Annotated in this window: 11 protein-coding genes and 1 pseudogene; 8 read left to right on the top strand and 4 right to left on the bottom strand. The window is 73.0% G+C overall.

Annotation, left to right across the window (positions count from 1 at the left end; translation table 11 throughout):
• Positions 1-87 precede the first annotated feature (87 nt).
• Positions 88-1,509, bottom strand: coding sequence for a CCA tRNA nucleotidyltransferase (locus tag B8281_RS03930; protein WP_232322762.1), 1,422 nt, complete (start codon positions 1,507-1,509; stop codon positions 88-90).
• A 185-nt stretch (positions 1,510-1,694) separates the two neighbouring features.
• On the opposite strand from B8281_RS03930, the pseudogene B8281_RS03925 reads away from it, so the two are divergent.
• From B8281_RS03925 to B8281_RS03890, 8 genes and pseudogenes are all read left to right on the top strand, one after another.
• Positions 1,695-2,282: pseudogene (locus B8281_RS03925) on the top strand (NUDIX hydrolase); the annotation flags it as partial.
• 128 nt (positions 2,283-2,410) lie between these two features.
• Positions 2,411-4,684: a DUF6049 family protein gene (locus tag B8281_RS03920; protein WP_085386970.1), complete on the top strand. Its 2,274-nt coding sequence runs from the start codon at positions 2,411-2,413 to the stop codon at positions 4,682-4,684.
• Between the two features lie 203 nt (positions 4,685-4,887).
• Positions 4,888-6,603 (top strand): murein biosynthesis integral membrane protein MurJ, encoded by a 1,716-nt coding sequence (murJ, locus tag B8281_RS03915; RefSeq protein ID WP_085388594.1) that lies wholly within the window; start codon positions 4,888-4,890, stop codon positions 6,601-6,603.
• 107 nt (positions 6,604-6,710) lie between these two features.
• Positions 6,711-8,561 (top strand): protein kinase family protein, encoded by a 1,851-nt coding sequence (locus B8281_RS03910; protein ID WP_232322667.1) that lies wholly within the window; start codon positions 6,711-6,713, stop codon positions 8,559-8,561.
• A gap of 353 nt (positions 8,562-8,914) precedes the next feature.
• On the top strand, positions 8,915-9,943 hold the full coding sequence (gene trxB / locus B8281_RS03905; protein WP_021479913.1) for a thioredoxin-disulfide reductase: 1,029 nt from the start codon (positions 8,915-8,917) through the stop codon (positions 9,941-9,943).
• A 39-nt stretch (positions 9,944-9,982) separates the two neighbouring features.
• Complete coding sequence (gene trxA, locus B8281_RS03900) at positions 9,983-10,315, top strand: thioredoxin (protein WP_021479912.1); 333 nt, start codon at positions 9,983-9,985, stop codon at positions 10,313-10,315.
• Positions 10,316-10,450: 135 nt separating this feature from the next.
• Positions 10,451-11,779 carry a PLP-dependent aminotransferase family protein gene (locus B8281_RS03895; protein WP_061268283.1) on the top strand — a complete coding sequence of 443 codons (1,329 nt, stop codon included), beginning with the start codon at positions 10,451-10,453 and terminating at the stop codon, positions 11,777-11,779.
• A 205-nt stretch (positions 11,780-11,984) separates the two neighbouring features.
• On the top strand, positions 11,985-12,905 hold the full coding sequence (locus tag B8281_RS03890) for a D-alanine--D-alanine ligase (protein WP_076404571.1): 921 nt from the start codon (positions 11,985-11,987) through the stop codon (positions 12,903-12,905).
• Between the two features lie 2,227 nt (positions 12,906-15,132).
• Here the strand turns inward: B8281_RS03890 and B8281_RS03885 are convergent.
• The 3 genes from B8281_RS03885 to rsmG form a co-directional block, all read right to left on the bottom strand.
• Entirely contained in the window at positions 15,133-16,512 is a 1,380-nt protein-coding gene (locus tag B8281_RS03885; RefSeq protein WP_043651570.1) for a ParB/RepB/Spo0J family partition protein, read from the bottom strand.
• Positions 16,509-17,681 carry a ParA family protein gene (locus tag B8281_RS03880; RefSeq protein ID WP_332306493.1) on the bottom strand — a complete coding sequence of 391 codons (1,173 nt, stop codon included), beginning with the start codon at positions 17,679-17,681 and terminating at the stop codon, positions 16,509-16,511. The genes B8281_RS03885 and B8281_RS03880 overlap by 4 nt, the downstream gene beginning before the upstream one ends.
• Positions 17,682-17,796: 115 nt before the next feature.
• A complete protein-coding gene (gene rsmG / locus B8281_RS03875; RefSeq protein ID WP_043651568.1) occupies positions 17,797-18,459 on the bottom strand; it encodes a 16S rRNA (guanine(527)-N(7))-methyltransferase RsmG in 663 nt (220 codons plus the stop codon).
• Positions 18,460-18,701: the final 242 nt, after the last annotated feature.

Raw genomic sequence — 18,701 nt, 5'->3', positions numbered from 1 at the left:
TCATCAGCCCGAGAGCGGCACCCCTTCGGTGTCTTCGCTCCTTCTCACCCCCGAGGGCTCACCCGCGCGCCCGGGGGTACGCCACGCTCAGGACGCCGACGACTCCGGCTGCTCGGCCCACCACCGCAGGAGGTCCGCGCGCGCCGTCTCCTCGTCGACGGGGCCCCGGTCGAGGCGCAGCTCCAGCAGGTGCTTGTACGCCTTCCCCACCACGGGCCCGGGGCGGATCCCGAGGATCTCCATGATCTGCTGCCCGTCGAGGTCGGGGCGGACGGCGTCGAGCTCCTCCTTCGCCTGGAGGTCGGCGATGCGGCGCTCCAGGTCGTCGTACGACTCGCGCAGCCGCTGGGCCTTGCGCCGGTTGCGGGTCGTGCAGTCGGCGCGCGTGAGGCGGTGCAGGCGCTCGAGCAGCGGGCCGGCGTCGGTCACGTAGCGGCGCACGGCCGAGTCGGTCCACGCGCCGTCGCCGTAGCCGTGGAACCGCAGGTGCAGCTCGACGAGGCGCGCGACGTCCTTGACCACCTGCTTGTCGTACCGCAGCGCCTTGAGCCGCTTGGCGACCATCTTGGCGCCGACGACCTCGTGGTGGTGGAAGCTGACGCCGCCCCCGTCCTCGAACCGGCGCGTGGGCGGCTTGCCGACGTCGTGCAGGAGCGCCGCGAGGCGGAGCACGAGGTCGGGCGCGGGGACGGCGCCGTCGGGCCCGGTCTCCTGCGCGATCGCCTGGTCGAGGACCGTCAGCGAGTGCTCGTACACGTCCTTGTGCCGGTGGTGCTCGTCGATCTCGAGCTTGAGCGCCGGCAGCTCGGGCAGCACGTGGTCGGCGAGGCCCGTGTCCACGAGGACCTCGAGCCCGCGCCGCGGCGCGGCGCCGCACAGCAGCTTCGACAGCTCGTCGCGCACGCGCTCGGCCGAGACGATCTCGATGCGCTCGGTCATGAGGACGAGCGCGGCGAGCGTCCCGCCGTCGACGTCGAACTCGAGCTGCGCGGCGAACCGCGCCGCGCGCATCATGCGCAGCGGGTCGTCGTCGAACGACCGCTCGGGGGCGATCGGGGTGCGCAGGACGCGGCGGGCGAGGTCGCCCAGGCCGTCGAACGGGTCGACGAACGTCATGTCGGGCACCCGCACGGCCATCGCGTTGACGGTGAAGTCGCGGCGCGACAGGTCGCCCTCCAGCGTGTCGCCGAACGCGACGACGGGCTTGCGCGACGTCGGGTCGTACTCGTCCGTCCGGTACGTCGTCACCTCGACGACGAGGTCGTCACCGGGCCCGCCGCGCCCGAAGCGCTTCGCGCCGATCGTGCCGAACTCCTTGCCGATGTCCCAGTGCGCGTCGCCCCACCGCGCGAGGATCGCCTCGGTCTCGTCGGGCGACGCGGAGGTGGCGAGGTCGAGGTCGTTGCTCGCCCGCCCGAGGAAGGCGTCACGGACCGGTCCCCCGACGAGCGCGAGCTCGTGGCCCGCGGCGCGGAACGCCTCGCCGAGCTCGATCGCCGCGGGCGCCATCTCGGTGAGCACCGCGAGGGCGCGGCGCTGCAGCTCGAGCGCGTGCGGTGTCGCGGGCGGTGTCGGCTGGGGCGACGGCGAGGGGGACGAAGGCTGGGGCACGACACCCAAGCCTGCCAGATGCGGCGCCCCCGCCGGGGAGCCGGTCCCGGGGAGGTGGGTGCCCACTCGGTAAAGTTGAACCCATGTCCACCCCCGCGCACGCCGACGACCCCCGGAGGGATCCGGCGGGCGGGCGTGGCGACGGCCGCGGGCAGCCCGCCCCCGTCCCGGCCCCGCCGGGGGGCCACGCCCTCCGCATCGACCCGCGCTCGCGACCGGGCCCCGCGCCGGCGCCGCTCCCGGTGGTCGACGAGGTCTCCGCGGGCGGGCTCGTCATCACGGTCGACGGTGGTCACCCGTGCGCGGCGATCATCGCGCGGCGCAACCGCGGGGGCCGCCTGGAGTGGTGCCTGCCGAAGGGCCACCTCGAGGGCGATGAGACGCCGGAGCAGGCGGCCGTCCGCGAGATCGCGGAGGAGACGGGCATCCGCGGCGCGGTGCAGGAGCCCCTCGGCGTCATCGACTACTGGTTCACCGGCGACGACCGGCGCGTGCACAAGGTCGTCCACCACTTCCTGCTCCGCGCGACGGGCGGGTACCTCACGGTCGAGGGCGACCCGGACGGCGAGGCCGAGGACGTCGCCTGGATCCCGGTCGCGGACCTCCCCGCACGGCTGGCGTACCCGAACGAGCGGCGCATCGCCGTCGTCGCGCAGGGCGTCCTCGAGGGCCGTCGCACGCGGTTCCACGGGGTGGTCGAGAGTAGGGTGACCCGGACGATCGTCCGCCCGCACGGCCACCCGCACGACGGCCGCGGCGGCCCGGCACCGCCCGCCCCACGGAGCTCGACCGACCACTCATGACGCCCTCCTCCCGCAGCGGTGCGCGCCCTCCCGGCGCCGCGCCGGTCTCGCTCCGCGGTCCGTCCGCACGGCTGCTCGTCGCCCTGCTCCTGGTGCTGGTCGTCGCGGCCGGCGTCCTGCTCGGCGGCACGACGGCGGCCCCGCCCGCCGCGGCCGACACGGTCCCGGAGGGCGAGGACGCGGTGACGCTCGAGCTCACGTCGTTCGCACCGACCGTCCTCGCGCCGGACAGCACCCTCACCGTCACCGCGCGCGTGACGAACGGGACGGAGCAGACGCTCGGCTCGCCCGCGGTGACCCTCGGCGTCGACCGCCGCGCGCTGCGCACGCGGTCCGCGCTCGAGAGCTGGACGACGACCGGTCTCGACGGGCGTGTCGGCGCCACCGTCGCCACCGAGGACGTCGGGCGGCCGCTCGCGCCCGGGGAGAGCGCCGACGTGACGCTCTCCGCGTCGGCCGCCGAGCTCGGCCTCGGCACGGGCAACGACCCGGGCCCGCGCGGCCTGGCGGTCGCCGTGTCCGACGGCGGTACGCGCCTCGCCGTGCAGCGCACGTTCGCGCTCCGGGCCCCGGCGGACGACGTGTCTCCCGTGCGGCTCAGCGTGGTCGCGGCGGTGACGGGCCCCCCGGTCGACCCCGACCCGGTCGCGTACGACGACGCGCTCTCGGCCGCGGTCGCGAGCGAGGGACGGCTCGGCCGCCTGCTCGCCGCGACGGGCGGGACGTCCGACGTGGGCTGGGTCGCCGACCCGGCGCTGCTCGCGGCCGCCGCCGTCGCCGCCGACCCGGCGGTGAACGCCTGGGCGGACGCCGTGAGCGGGGCGACCGCCGGGCGCTCCACGTTCGCGCTGCGCGCCTACGACCCGGACGTCGCGGCGTTCGCGCACGCGGGCCTCGCGCTGCCCGAGGGGACGCCGCTGCCGTCGTCGGGCACCTCGTCCGACCCGGCGTCGGGCACGGCGGCCGACGGCACGACCGACGGCGACGACGACGCCGCGGACACGGGCACCCCCGCTCCCCCGGACCCGACGAACGGGTGGCGCACCGACCTCGCCTGGCCGGCCGACGCCGTCCCCGACCTCGCGACCACGACGCTCGCCGTCGCGTCGGGAGCGACCGCGACGGTCGTCGGCCCGGGCGGCCTCGCGCCGGACGAGTCGCTCACGTACACGCCCTCGGGCGTCGCGACGGTGACGACGTCCGCGGGACCGGTCACGGCGCTCGTCGCCGACCCGGTGCTCACCGCGCTGCTCTCCGCCGGCGACGGCTCCGGCGTCTCCGCCACGCAGCGCCTGCTCGCCGAGACGGCCGTGATCGCGCGCGAGCGCCCCGCCGACCAGCGGCACGTGCTCGCCGCCCTGCCCCGGTCGTGGGAGCCCCAGCCCGGCCTGTTCACGGCGCGGCTCGACGCGCTCCGCGACTCCGGCTGGGTCGACCTCGCACCCGTGGACCAGCTCCTCGCGGTCGAGCCGCCCGCCGTCGACCGCGCGTCGCTGCCCGAGGACGCCCCCGCGGACGGCGAGATCGGTGCCGCCGAGCTCCGGTCCCTCGACCGGTCGCGCGCGGAGCTCGCCGCGTTCGCGACGGTCGCGGCGGACCCGACGGCGCTCACGCGCCCGCTCGAGCCGGCGTTCGTCACGCCGACGGCCGTCGCCTACCGCGCGGCACCGCCGTCGCGCACGCTCGCCGTCCAGCAGGCCGAGCAGCGGTCCGCCGCGGTGCGGGGCGGGCTCTCGGTGGAGACGCGCTCGTCGTTCTTCTTCGTCGCCGAGCAGGAGGACCTGCCGGTCCGGGTGCGCAGCACCCTCACGCAGGACGCGACGGTCCAGGTCGTGCTCCGGCCGGACGACCCCCGGCTGCGGGCCCCGGAGCGCACGACGGTGACCATCCCGGCAGCGACGCGCGACGCGGACGGCGACCTCGTCCCGACCGAGGCGAGCGTCGGGGTGCCGGTCGAGGGCTTCGGGAGCGGCAACGTCACGGTCGAGGTCGAGCTCGTCAGCGCCGCGCAGCCCCAGGTCCGGGTCGCGGAGCCGCAGCAGTTCGTCGTGCGGGTGCGGGCCGACTGGGAGTCCGTCGGCACGGTCGTCGTCGCCGTCCTGCTCGTCATCGCCCTGTTCGCCGGCATCTGGCGCACCGTGCGTCGTGGCCGCTCGCCCCGTCGTCTGGCCGGCGCCACGCTCGACCAGCCGTCGCCGCAGGACCCGCCGGCCGCGGCGCCGAGCGGGCCCGACGGACCGCCCCGGCGTGACGAGGAGCGCGTCGAGTGAGCCCCGGACAGCCGCGGCACGTCCGTCCCGCGGGTGCCGGGCGAGGTTCTCGCCCGGGGACGACGCGCGACGCCGTCCCCAGGGTCGAAGGCGCGCTCCCGGGCGACCCCGCGGCGTCGGGCACCCCCGACGAGACCGCGGAGGCGGGCGCCACCGAGGCCCCGGCGCCCCGCACGGGGAGTCTCGGCCGGTCGTCGGCGCTCATGGCGTCCGGCACCTTCGTCTCGCGCGGCCTGGGCCTCGTGCGCAACGTGCTGCTGGTCGCCGCGATCGGCACGACGGGCCTCGTGGCGGACGCGTTCGACGTCGCGAACAAGATCCCCAACGTCCTCTTCGCGATCCTCGCGGGCGGCGTGCTCAACGCCGTCCTCGTCCCGCAGATCGTGCGCGCCTACCGCGCGCGCAACACGCAGGAACGGCTCGACAAGCTGCTCACGCTCTCGGGCGTGATCCTGCTGGCGCTGTCCGCGCTGCTCACGGCCGGTTCGAGCATCCTCGTCGCGGTGTACACGGGACCGGGCTGGACGGCACCGCAGACGTCGCTCGCCGTCGTGTTCGCGTTCTGGTGCACGCCCCAGCTCTTCTTCTACGGCCTGTACACGCTGCTCGGGCAGGTCCTCAACGCGCGGGGGCAGTTCGGCCCGTTCATGTGGGCGCCCGTGCTCAACAACGTCGTGTCGATCGCCGGGTTCGCGGCGTTCATCGCGCTGTACGGCCCGGCGGCGACCGGGAACGTCGACGACCTCACGCAGTGGGACGGGACCAAGATCGCGCTCCTCGCGGGCACCGCGACGCTCGGCGTCGCCGCCCAGGCGCTCATCCTCGTCGTCCCGCTGTGGCGCGCGGGCTTCCGCTGGCACCTGCGGTTCGGCCTCCACGGCATCGGCCTGCGGTCCGCGGGCCAGGTGGCCCTGTGGACGTTCGCCGCCGTCCTCCTCGAGCAGGTCGGTGTCCTGTTCACGACGCGCTTCGCGAGCGAGGCACCCCGTGCGGCGCTCGCGCAGACGTTCGGGGCCTACCGAGACGACCCCGGGACCCTGGGCGCCGTCACCGGGCTCGTGACGGGCGCCCCGGGCGCCTTCTCGGACGCGCTGGCCGTCGCGGGCAACGCGGCCTACACGCAGGCGCTGATGATCTACCTCCTGCCGCACTCCCTCGTCACCGTCTCCATCGCGACGGCGCTGTTCACGGGCATGAGCGCGGCCGCCCACGCCGGCGACCTCGCGCGCGTGCGGCACGACCTCTCGCGCGGCGTGCGCACCGTCGGCGTGTTCACGGTGTTCGCGACGGCGGTCCTCGTCGTCCTCGCCCTGCCCGTCACCAAGCTGCTCGTGCCCTCGGTGGACGCCGCCTCGGGCGAGGCCGTGTCCATGGTGCTGCGCGCGATGGCGCTCGGGCTCGTGCCGCTCGGCGGCATGGTCCTCATGAAGTGGGTCTACTACGCGTTCGAGGACGGGCGCACGGTCTTCTGGATCCAGGTGCCGGGCACGCTCGTGCTCGTCGGCGTGTCGTGGCTCGGCACGCAGGTCCTCCCTCCTCAGCTGTGGGTCGTGGGCATCGGCCTCGCGATGAGCCTGTCCAACCTCGTGGCGGTCGGGCTCCGCACCGTCGGCCTGCGCCGCACCCTCCACGGGCTCGACGGCGCGCGGATCCTCCGCCTGCACGTCAAGGCCGGCCTCGCCGCGCTCGTGAGCGCCGTCGCCGGGTGGGGCGTGCTGCGGGCCTTCGTCGTGCTCTCGGGTGACCCCGCCGACGGGATCTACGGGCTCTCGTGGTGGCAGTCGGTCGTCGTCGTGGCGGTCGGCGGCACCGTGATGGGCCTCGTCTACGCGGGCGGCCTCAAGCTCATGCGCGTGCGGGAGCTCGACCAGCTCGCGGGACCGCTCGTGGGCCGCGTCAGACGCCTCGTCCGCCGGTGACGCGACACGTCTGACGTGCGGGTATCCGGTGATACGGGGGCAATCCGGGCCCGCGTACCATGGGGTCTCGACCACGAGTCCCACACGGAGGAGGTCCGGTGAACGGCGTGGCCCCAGGAACGTTGCTCGTCGCGCGCTACCGGCTCGACGAGCAGCTCGCGTCCGACCTGTCGGACGTCACGGCATGGTCGGCCCACGACCAGATCCTCGACCGACCGGTGCGGCTCTCGGTCGTCACCGGCGCGCACGTCGCCGAGGCGCTCGACTCCGCACGACGCGCGGCGCTCGTCGTCGACCCGCGCCTCACGCGGGTGCTCGACGTCGGGTCCGAGGACGGCGTGGCGTACGTCGTGACCGAGCGCTACACGGGCATCACGCTGAGCGAGGTCGTCGCCGGCGGGATCGTCGACCCGCAGCAGGCCCGCGCCATCGTCGGCGAGGCTGCCGCGGCGCTCGAGGTCGCCCGGCGCCGCGGTGTCCACCATCTCGCGCTGCGCCCGGACGCGGTGCGCGTCGACGGCAGCCGCGTGCTCGTCACGGGCCTCGGGCTCGACGCGGGCGTGGCGGGCCACGACCAGCACGACGCCGAGCAGACCTCGCGCGCGGACGCCGTCGGGCTCGTCGCGCTCCTCTACTACGCGATGACGGCCCGCTGGGCCGGGCCGTCCCTCGACGTCCCCTGGATCGCCGCGGACTCCATCCACCCGCTGCCCGCGCAGCGCGCGGGCGACAGCGTGCTCGCCCTCTCGGACGTCCGTCCCGACGTCCCCGCCGAGCTCGACGAGCTGTGCGCCGAGACCTTCGCCGGCACCCACGGCACCGCCGCGGAGTGGACCGCGACGCCCCGGGGAGAGGGCCCGCGCTCGCCCGCCGACGTCGTGGGTGCGGTCGAGCCCTGGGGCGAGGTCTCCGTCGTCGCGGCGCTGCCCGCGTTCGTGCAGCCCGCCGCCGGTGTGAGCCGCCAGTCGGTGCGGACGGCGTTCGACGGCGCAGCGAGCGCGCCGCCCGGGACGCCGCCGCCCGCGCCGCCCGTCCGCCGTCCGACGACCGGACGCATCCACCGCGTCGGCGCGGTGCCGGGGTCGGCCGGTGCGGGCGCGGGGGCTGCGTACGCCGCCGGGGCGGCGACCGGGGCCACCGCCGCCGTGCCGCCGCCCACCGCCGAGGCGTACTCGGTCCCGCCGCCGCCCGTCGGCTACGACGCGGGCACCGTTCCCCTGCCGTACGACCCGGCGTCCCCGCCGCCCCCGCCCGCAGGTCCCGACGCCGCGCAAGCGTGGAGCGAGCCCGTCCCGTCGCGGCGCGGGCCGCGACGGTTCAACGCGACCCCCATCGTCCTCGTGCTCGTGCTGGCCCTCGTCGTCGGCGGTGTCGTCTGGGCCGTCAACACGGCGTTCGACGGCTTCGGCCCCGCCGTGCAGACCAACGAGCCCACCGCGGGCGGGTCGGAGGCACCGGCCGAGCGCGGTGAAGGCACCGGCTCCGCGGGCGAGGAGGCACCCCCCGCGCCCGAGGTCCGCCCGATGATCGCGTCCGGCACCGCGCTCGACCCCGAGGGCGACGCCGCCGGCAACAACGACGGCGAGCACCCCGAGCTGGCGTCGCTGGCCTACGACCAGCAGCCGGACACGACGTGGATCTCGCGGCGCTACAACGCGGCGGACTTCGCCGGGCTGCGCTCGGGGATCGGTTTCGCCGTCACCCTCGAGGAGAAGGCGCCCGTCTCGTCGATCGTCATCGACACCGCGACGAACGGTGGCAACGTCGAGATCCGCGCGACGAGCCCGGACACCCCCACCGAGGGCACGGTGCTCGCCTCCGGGCCGCTCTCCCCCGGTGCGACGTTCACGTTCGAGCAGCCGGTCGAGGCCGAGTCCATCGTCCTGTGGTTCACCGAGCTGCCGCAGAACCCGGCCGGCGAGTACCGCGCGGAGATCAACGAGATCCTCGTCTCCTGACGTCGTGGGGGGCCCGACGCCGGGTCCCCCACGGTCCGCGGCGTCGCCTGCCGCTGCGCTCGTGCCCGTGGTGCGGTGCTCGTCGCGGGCACGTGCGACGTCGCCGACCGCCCCTCGCTCCGGCGCCACGGTGCCGTGGAGCGCCCGCCCACGGCACCGTGTCGGCCGGCACGGCCGCGGGCCGGCGCCGGGACCATCGCCGCGGCGAGCCGGGTGCCGGTCGGTTCGCACCCACGGTGAGCCGAGCACCCGCCGACCCGCGAACCCCCGTACCGTGGAACAGAAGCCGCCCCGGCGGCGTTCACACTCTCGCGTGGTCGGCCGCCACGCACCGAGCATCCGAGGAGCAGCACGTGACCGAGCAGTCAGCCGTCCAGAACCTGATCATCGTCGGGTCCGGTCCCGCCGGGTACACCGCGGCGATCTACGCGGCGCGCGCGGGCCTGTCCCCGCTGGTGCTCGCGGGGTCGGTCACCGCCGGCGGTGCGCTGATGAACACGACCGAGGTCGAGAACTTCCCCGGGTTCCCCGACGGGATCATGGGCCCCGAGCTCATGGACCACATGCAGAAGCAGGCCGAGCGGTTCGGCGCGCGCATCGAGTGGGACGACGCCACGCTGCTCGACCTCCAGGGGCCGGTCAAGACCGTCGTGACGGGCAACGGTGACACCTACCGCGCCCGCGCCGTCATCCTCGCGACCGGGTCCGCGTACCGCGAGCTCGGCCTGGACGACGAGAAGCGCCTGTCCGGCCGCGGCGTGTCCTGGTGCGCGACGTGCGACGGCTTCTTCTTCCGCGACCAGCACATCGCGGTCGTCGGCGGCGGCGACTCGGCGATGGAGGAGGCCACGTTCCTCACCCGCTTCGCCGAGAAGGTGACGCTGGTGCACCGTCGTGACGAGCTGCGCGCGTCGAAGATCATGGCCGACCGCGCGCTCAACGACCCGAAGATCGAGTTCGCCTGGAACAGCGAGGTCGCCGGGATCGAGGGCGACAAGAAGGTCGAGGGCGTGACGCTGCGCGACACCGTGACCGGCGAGGAGCGCGAGCTCCCCGCGACGGGACTGTTCGTCGCGATCGGCCACGAGCCCCGCACCGAGCTCGTCAAGGGTCAGATCGACCTGGACGACGAGGGCTACATCCAGGTCGTCGGGCGCACCACCGCGACCAACCTCGAGGGCGTGTTCGCGTGCGGCGACGCCGTCGACCACACCTACCGCCAGGCCATCACCGCCGCCGGCTCGGGGTGCTCCGCCGCGCTCGACGCGCAGCGCTACCTCACCGAGCTCGCCGACGCGGCGGGCCTCGCGGACCTCGCCGGCACCCCGCAGACGCCGAACCCCGACGAGCTGCCCGAGGCGCTCGCCGAGCTCCAGGCCTGACCCCGCACCGCAGCCACCGACGTCCCCAGGAGGTTCACCATGTCGACCGTCCCCGTCACCGACGCCACCTTCCGCGCGGAGGTCCTCGAGTCCGACGTCCCCGTCCTCGTCGACTTCTGGGCAACCTGGTGCGGCCCGTGCCGCCAGGTGGCGCCGATCCTCGAGGAGCTCGCCGAGGAGTACGACGGCAAGATCAAGATCGCCAAGCTCGACACCGACGCGAACCCCGAGACGACCGCCGCCTACGGCATCGTGTCGATCCCGACGCTCAACGTCTACGTCGGCGGCGAGCTGCAGAAGTCGATCATCGGTGCGCGCCCCAAGCGCGCGCTCACGGAGGAGATCGACGCCGTGCTCGCCACGACCGTCTGAGCCGTCGCCTCCCGCGACCGCACGGTCCGCGAGCGACCTCGCACCACGCACGCCGGAGGGCGGGCCACCAGCACGGTGGTCCGCCCTCCGGCGTCTTCACGCGATCCCCCGATCCTCCGTGCCACACTGGGGATCGTGACTGGACCGACGACTCCCTCGCAGCAGCCCGCTCCCAGCGGCACCCGCCTCGACCCGTGGTTCGGTGCCTACGCAGAGCGAGCGCACGGGATGCGAGCGTCGGAGATCCGAGCGCTGTTCTCGGTCGCGAACCGGCCGGAGGTCGTGTCGCTCGCCGGCGGCATGCCGTACCTCGAAGGCCTCCCCCTCGACCAGATCGCCGACACCATGCAGCGCCTCGTCGCGACGCGCGGTGCCACGGCGCTGCAGTACGGCTCCGGCCAGGGCGACGAGACCCTGCGTGAGCGGATCCTCGACGTGGTGCGGATGGAAGGCATCGAGTGCCACCCCGACGACGTCGTCGTGACGACCGGCTCGCAGCAGGCGCTCGACCTCGTCACGCGGATCTTCGTCGACCCGGGCGACGTGGTCGTCGCGGAGGCGCCGAGCTACGTCGGGGCGCTGGGCGTGTTCCGGTCGTACCAGGCCGACGTCGTGCACGTGCCCCTCGACGAGCACGGGCTCGTCCCGGAGGCGCTGGAGGAGACGCTCGCGCGCCTCGCCGCCGACGGGCGTCGTGTCAAGCTGCTCTACACCGTCCCGAACTTCCACAACCCCGCCGGCGTGACCCTCACCGCCGAGCGCCGCCCGCGCATCCTCGAGATCGCGCAGCGATACGGCGTCCTCGTCATCGAGGACAACCCCTACGGGCTGCTCGGCTTCGACGGCCAGACGCTCCCCGCGCTGCGATCCCTCGACGAGGACGGCGTCCTCTACCTCGGCTCGTTCTCGAAGACCTTCGCCCCGGGCTACCGCGTCGGCTGGGTCGTCGCGCCGCACGCCGTCCGCGAGAAGCTCGTGCTCGCCAGCGAGTCCGCGATCCTGTGCCCGTCGAACGCGTCGCAGCTCGCCATCGCCGCCTACCTGGACACGTGCGACTGGAAGGGCCAGATCAAGCAGTTCCGTGAGCTCTACCGCGAGCGTCGCGACGCCATGATCGGCGCCCTCGCCGAGCACCTCCCCTCGGCGCGCTGGACGGTGCCCGACGGCGGCTTCTACACCTGGGTCCAGCTCCCCGACGGGCTCGACGCGCGATCCATGCTCCCCCGCGCGGTCACCGCGCGCGTCGCCTACGTCCCCGGGACCGCGTTCTACGCCGACGGCACGGGCGCGAGCCACGTGCGCCTCTCCTACTGCTTCCCGACCCCGGAGCGGATCCGCGAGGGCGTCCGTCGCCTCGCGGGCGTCGTGAACGCCGAGCAGGAGCTCGTCGAGATCTTCGGCACCAACGCCGAGCTCGACCCCGACGTCACGGACGTCGAGAACCCCTCGCCGAACCTGGCCTGAAGCCCCTCACCACACGACGCCGCGGCCGCCCCACCGGGCGCCCGCGGCACCGAACAGGAGTCCGTCACCAGTGGACACGACCACGGGCAGCCCCACGACGAGCGGCGTACCCGACAGCACGACCTCGACGGACGCGCAGCGCCCTGACCAGCACCTTCACCTTCTCCGGCCCGACGACGACGTCCCCCCGGGCGGGCACGTCGCCATCCTCGCCGGCGGTCTCTCGCACGAGCGCGACGTCTCGCTCCGCTCCGGGCGCCGTGTCGCGGAGAGCCTCCGCGCCGCCGGTCTCGAGGTGACCGTGCACGACGTCGACGCCGACCTCCTCCCCTTCCTCGAGTCCGCACGACCCGACGTCGTCTGGCCGCTCCTCCACGGTGCCAGCGGAGAGGACGGTTCCATCCGCGACGTCCTCGAGCTCGTCGGCGTGCCCTACGTCGGCACCGGTCCGCGCGAGAGCCGTGCGGCCTGGAGCAAGCCCGTGGCGAAGAACGTCGTCCTCGGGGCCGGCTTGTGCACCCCGGAGTACGTCACCCTCCCCCAGAGCCTGTTCCGCGAGCTCGGCGCCCAGCCCGTGCTCGACGCGGTCGTCGCACGCCTCGGGCTGCCGCTCGTCGTGAAGCCGACGCACGGCGGGTCCGCGCTCGGCGTCACGCTCGTCGAGCGAGCCGACCAGCTTCCTCGCGCCATGGTCGACTGCTTCGCGTACGGCGAGGTCGCACTCATCGAGCAGGCCGTCCGCGGTGTCGAGCTGGCCGTGAGCGTCGTCGACCTGGGCCGCGGTCCGGAGGCCCTGCCGCCGGTCGAGATCGTGACGACGGGTCCGTACGACTTCGACGCACGCTACAACCCCGGCCGCACCGAGTACTTCGCACCGGCGCGACTCGACGACGACGTCCTCGGCGTCGTCCGCGAGGTCGCCGTTCGAGCCCACTCCGCGCTCGGTCTCCGCGACCTCTCCCGGACGGACGTCATCCTCGACGCTGACGGGGTCGTGCAGTTCCTCGAGGTCAACGTCGCGCCGGGGATGACCGAGACGTCCCTCCTCCCCCAGGCGGCACGCGCTGCCGGACTCGATCTCGGGCACCTCTACCGGTCTCTCGTCAACGCGCACGTGCGGCACTGATCCCTCCTCCGCCTGGCTGACCGGCGTCGCTGTTTCACGTGAAACGGCGGCGCCGTTCGTTTTCGGCCCACTCCGCGGGGTTCGTTTTCGGCCCACTCCGGTGGCACTGGTGAGCGAGAGACACGGCGATGCCACGACCTGCCGCGACGGAGTTCGCGGTGTGGTGGCCCGACGGGATAGCACCGACTGATGCGACCCATCACGACCGTGGCGCGGATGCTCGTTCCCGGCCCGACCCACGTTCCCGTCATGATCTCGAACGGTGCACCCTCGCGCCCCACCGACAGGTCGGCTCGGGGTCGCCGACAGGAGCGTCGTTTCACGTGAAACACGCCTGATGGGACCGGCCGACTTCGCGCGGGGCCACTCTCCGGGCGAACCGCCCCGCGTCGCGAACGCGCCGTCCCCGGACGGCGTCCCGGGTCCGCGCCCATGGACTGGGCGACGCACGGCGTCGCGCTCGCGAAGCGCGTAGACGTCTGGTTCGTGTGGACGCACCCGTGCTGACTCATTCTCCGAAGGCGGAGAGCTTTCCCACCCACGGCGACGCGCACGGTGCAGCAGAGCCACTGTGGCGATGGTCTCGGGTGGGCGGGGGGTTCGCCCGTACCGATGCCTGACGCCGCTGACCGTCCACGGCTGCCGCGGAATCGGGATGGTCGAGAGCGAAAAGAGCGAGCCTCACGCGGCGAGCTTCCCGACCGCGGCACTTCTGACCTCCCCTGCATCCAGGTCCACCCCTGGTGACCCTGGCGGCGCATCACGGGAGCCCCTCCCCTGCATCCAGGTCCACCCCTGGTGACCCTGGCGGCGCATCACGGGAGCCCCTCCCCTCCCCCGGTGCCGGGCTGTGGCCTCCAGCCCCGCCGATGCGTCGCGCGCCCTGGCGCTTCACCTGCGGAGTCGGACGACGCGGTGCGGGTAGGTGCGCGGTGTCTAGCCCAGCCGCATCGGACGGTGCCACGACCTTCCGATGTTCCACGTGAAACAGCCGGTCACGGCGCGTGAGCGAAAGGCGCCGCGTTGTCCGGCCCGTCCGCGTACCGACCAGCCGCGACGCCCCTGTGTTCTCACGAGAGGACTCCGGCGGACCGTCGACCGGCGCCCGAGGTCGGCCGTGGTGCATGGCAGCGGCATCGAGCGGCGTCGGCCATTGAACCGCGAGCGACAGCTCTGCGGCCCATCGTCGAAGACCCGAGGGCCGCCCCGCTCACGGGCCATCCCGTTGGCAGAGCATCTGCGTGGTGTCGGGGGTCCTCGGCCTCTGCCGCAAAGAACAACGAGGCGCCGCCCCGCACATCGACCCGTTGGCAGGATGCCAGAGCGGCCACATCACGGAGCGCTTGATCTGCCCGACATCTCCGGGGCGGTTTGGCCTCGCCTCCGACGCGCGCGCCTCCGAGCGGAGAGCGCCGCGGGCCTACGCTGCCTCGACGATGGGCTGGCGCTGCAGCGTATGAGGAGCTCGGCGTCGACCTTCTGCTTGCTCGCCGTCGTGGAGCGGATCAGCAGCCACGTCGTCCCGGACATGTTGCACGTGAAACACGTCGCGACCACAGCCTGCTCCGTGATGCGCGTCTCGACTCTGCGCGAGGAGGAACGCTGTGAACGGCGACGGTGTCGGTCGAGGCGGGGCGCGACGACCTCGCACGCGTACGCAACGCGGGCGCTCCCAGAGAAGCGTTCGGCGAAGCTGGGTCTGCCGAGCCGCGAGCGCTCCACGGCGTATGCCCCGCGCGCGGCCGCTGGTCTGCCGTTTCACGTGGAACATCCGCCGTTGCCTTCGGGCGGGAACCATCACCTTCGCGTGTACACAGCGCTCGAAGGGTGTGAGCGAAGGCCGCCCATCGTGACACGGCCGTCCTCGTCAGCGAGGCGTTCCAGCACTCGCTGAATAGCCTTGTGCTCCACCCGGCAGTCTTCCTTCCGCCCGTCCCGAGGCGGGTCTGCGGTAGATACGCAATTCCCTCACCACGCGCCACGGGCACAGCGCGTTGTGGCGACCGGCCGACACAGGGGTTGCTGGTCATGCGACTCGGACGCGCGCCGGTGAGGCCGGATCACGCGTCTCACCGTAATGCTGAGGAGACGAGGTGCGGTCCGTCCTCCCGACAGGCCAGCGGGGCGGGTGCACTCGCCGTATGGCGTGCGCACCCGCCCCCTAGGTGATCCCGCGAGCCGACGCTGGTCGACGCAGATTCACCGACAACACCGGCGCGATCGTCGTCTACTTCCGCAACAGACCCGGGTCGTCGGGCGCCATGACATCGAGGATGCGGTTGAGGTCCTCGACGGACGCGAACTCCACGGTGAGACGGCCCTTGTTCTTGCCCAGGTCGACCTTGACGCGCGTCTCGAAGCGATCGGACAACCGATGCGCGAGCTCGTCGATCGCCGCGGACCGCTGTCCGGCGCGAGGAGTTCGCGGCGGGCGACGCTCCCCGTCCAGACCGCCCATCGCGACGATCTCCTCCGTCGCCCGCACGGAGAGGCCTTCGGCGACGATGCGCTGCGCCAGGCGCTCGATCTCCGCACCGTCCGTGAGCCCCAGGAGCGCCCGGGCGTGTCCTGCCGACAGCACTCCGGCAGCAACCCGACGCTGTACCAGCGGAGGCAGGCGCAGCAGACGCAGGGTGTTCGAGATCTGCGGACGGCTTCGCGAGATGCGGTCCGCCAGCTCCTCGTGAGTGCAGCCGAAGTCGTCCAGGAGCTGCCGGTACGCGGCTGCCTCTTCGAGGGGATTGAGAGCACTGCGGTGCAGGTTCTCGAGGAGCGCATCACGCAGCAGGTCGGCATCGTCGGTCTCCCGGACGATGGCCGGGATGACATCAAGACCCGCTGCCTGCGTCGCCCGCCAGCGGCGCTCGCCCATGATCAGCTCATACGCGCCGGACTCCCCCGGCACCGGGCGCACGACGATCGGCTGGAGCACGCCGATCTCTCGGATGGAACCGATGAGCTCGTCGAGCTCGCCCTCGTCGAAGACGGTGCGCGGCTGCCGCGGGTTGGGTCGGATGGACGAGGTCGGGAGCTCGGCGAACCGCGCGCCCGGAACGGGCACCAGGTCGTCGGCGGCCCCGCCTGCCCACTCCTCCACGCTGGTCGATCCCGCAGATGAAGAGGCACCAGGCTCCGTTGCGGTGATCTCCTCCTCGCCGGCCTTCAGGCTGGAGTCCGACGTCGTTTCACGTGAAACCGCGCCCGTCATTGCCGAGTCGACCGTCGCCTGGTCTGTCGTCGCCTGGTCTGTCGTCGACGAGTCGCGAGTCGGCGCCAGGCTCGCGCTCGAGTCGGCGGTGTCCCCCGCCGCCACAGCATCCAGCTCAGCGAGGTCCGCGTCCGAGAGCGAGGTAAGGGACGCGAGGTCAGCGGGCCCGGCGTCCGCGTCCGCGTCCGCGTCCGCCACCAGCGTCGTCACACTCGTGGTGGCTGCCGCCTCCTCGGCCTGCTGGTCGACAGAACTCTCTGCGGCGCCGGCCGTCTCGTGGTGCTTCGCCTCGTCCGTGGCAGGGCTCGGGAAGAAGACGTCGACGGGCCGCCTGCCCTCGGAGCTCGTCGGGATCAGGGCACCTAGTCCTCGACCGAGTCCTCGGCGCTTCTCGCTCATCGCTGTTCCTCCTGCCGCAGGCCGGGACCACCGATGGTGCCGGCGAACTCATGATCGTGGTGAGACGTGGAACCGGAATGTGCTGACCCCGGAGGGTCCTGGGGTGGCCGCAAGTCGGCGTTCCGTTGACGGTCCTCGCTCGTCCCCTCGTCGCTACGGTTCTCCGCTCGCTGCGTGAGCTCGCGGGCCGCTTCGAGGTACGCGAGGGCCCCCGTCGACCCCGGGTCATAGGTCATGACCGTCTGCCCATGGCTCGGGGCCTCCGAGATGCGCACGGAGCGCGGGACCGTCGTGCGCAGCGTCTGCTCCGGGAAGTGCTCGCGGACTTCGCTGGCGACCTGCTGCGCAAGGTTCGTCCTGCCGTCGTACATCGTGAGCAGGATCGTCGAGACATGGAGCCCCGGGTTGAGGTGCGCCTTGATCAGCTCGATCGTCTTGAGGAGCTGGCTCAGGCCTTCCAGGGCGTAGTACTCGCACTGGATCGGGATGAGCACTTCCCGACCGACCACGAAGGCGTTCACCGTCAAGAGGCCAAGGCTCGGCGGGCAGTCCACGAGGACGTAGTCGATGGGTTCGAGGCCGTCGCGCTCACGCTGGGCGAGATACTCATCGAGCGCACGACGAAGCCGTGTTTCACGTGAAACGAGCGACACGAGCTCGATCTCTGCACCCGAAAGATCGATGGTCGCCGGGACGCACCAGAGGGTGGGGATGTCGGGACACTGCTGCACCGCACTCGCCAACGGGTCGCCATCGACGAGAACCTCGTAGACCGACGGCGTCCCTGCGCGATGCTCGACGCCGAGAGCGGTCGACGCGTTCCCCTGGGGATCGTTGTCGATCACCAGGACGTTGAGCCCGGCCATCGCCAGCCCGGCGGCAAGGTTCACCGTCGTCGTGGTCTTCCCGACGCCGCCCTTCTGGTTCGCGACGGTGATGATCCGGGTCGTCACCGGTCGGGGGAAGCGACGTCCGTGGAGGTCGATCCGGCGGCGAGCGTCCTCCGCGAGCTGAGCCGCCAACGGCGTCGACTCGTCGGCGACGGGAAGACTCGCCATCAGCGCTGCCCGGCGGTCGTCCTCGGTTCCCATGCTCCGATCGCCCTCCCCGTCGTGGGAGAGCGCCACCTGCTCCTCGGAGCCGTCGGGGCCCACAGGGCTCTGCGTCACGCGTCTCATCCTCTCCGTCGTCGCCTCTCAGCATCCGCCGTGCGCCATGGCTTTCGACGGATGTCGGGGCCGAGATCGGGCGTGTCGCTCACGTCCTCGGCACCCGTTCCCCAGATCAGCGGGATCCAGTCTGCCGCACGATACGAACGACCGTCGTGGTCTCCACGCCGGGGAGCGTCGGTGCCTCGATGATCTCCGGCTCCGACCCCTCGAGCTTGCGCAGGACCTTCCGCGCCGGATCGATCTCGCGACTCACGTTACGACCCTTGAGAACGATCATCTCTCCGCCGGGTCGAACCAGCGGGAGCGACAGTCGCGCGAGCTTGTCGAGTGCCGCGACGGCTCGCGACGTCACCGCGTCGCACTCGAACGCCCCGTGATACTCCTCGGCCCGTCCTCGCTTGACCTCGATGTTCGGCAAGGAGAGGTCCTCGGCGATCTCCGTCAGCCAGGCGCAGCGCCGCTCCATCGGTTCGATGAGGTAGACGGTCGCCTCCGGCCGCATGGCGGCGATCACGACGCCCGGCAGGCCGGCGCCCGATCCCACGTCAGCGATCAACCCGGTCCTGGGCAGGAAGGGCACGACGGCGGCCGAGTTCAGGATGTGACGATCCCAGATCCGCGGAACCTCCCGCGGTCCGATGAGACCGCGCAGCTCGCCTTCGCTCCGCAACCGTTCGGCGAACTTCTCGACGACGACGAACGCGTCACCGAAGTACTCGATCAACGCCTCCCGGGGGATGTCCGGATCCTCGTTGCCTACGGACTCGTGCTGCATCGGGTCGTCTGCCTCCTCGTGTGCGAACGCCTCATCGTTTCACGTGAAACGACGTCGAGCGTGCGCGGCCCACCGAGTGCGGAGCGAGGTTCGACGCGCTGCGACCACGGTCCCGCACGTTCCGAGGATCGTCGTCACACTTCTCCTCGCCGACGCGAGGAACGGCGGTCGTCGCGACGTAGCGAACGCCGTCTATCAGGGCATCGGCCCGGGACCGCACACGCCCCGCCACCGGCGCTCGC

Origin of the sequence: Cellulosimicrobium sp. TH-20 (assembly GCF_002105775.1) — a bacterium.
GTDB lineage: Bacteria > Actinomycetota > Actinomycetes > Actinomycetales > Cellulomonadaceae > Cellulosimicrobium > Cellulosimicrobium funkei.
This window is presented reverse-complemented; position numbering and strand designations above follow the sequence as displayed.

Excerpts from the sequence above, each read along its gene's own strand:
- trxA (WP_021479912.1), top strand. The coding sequence starts at position 9,983 with ATGTCGACCGTCCCCGTCACCGACGCCACCTTCCGCGCGGAGGTCCTC.
- B8281_RS03920 (WP_085386970.1), top strand. The coding sequence starts at position 2,411 with ATGACGCCCTCCTCCCGCAGCGGTGCGCGCCCTCCCGGCGCCGCGCCG.
- B8281_RS03930 (WP_232322762.1), bottom strand. The coding sequence starts at position 1,509 with ATGGCGCCCGCGGCGATCGAGCTCGGCGAGGCGTTCCGCGCCGCGGGC.
- murJ (WP_085388594.1), top strand. The coding sequence starts at position 4,888 with ATGGCGTCCGGCACCTTCGTCTCGCGCGGCCTGGGCCTCGTGCGCAAC.
- rsmG (WP_043651568.1), bottom strand. The coding sequence starts at position 18,459 with ATGCAGCACGAGTCCGTAGGCAACGAGGATCCGGACATCCCCCGGGAG.
- B8281_RS03885 (WP_043651570.1), bottom strand. The coding sequence starts at position 16,512 with ATGAGCGAGAAGCGCCGAGGACTCGGTCGAGGACTAGGTGCCCTGATC.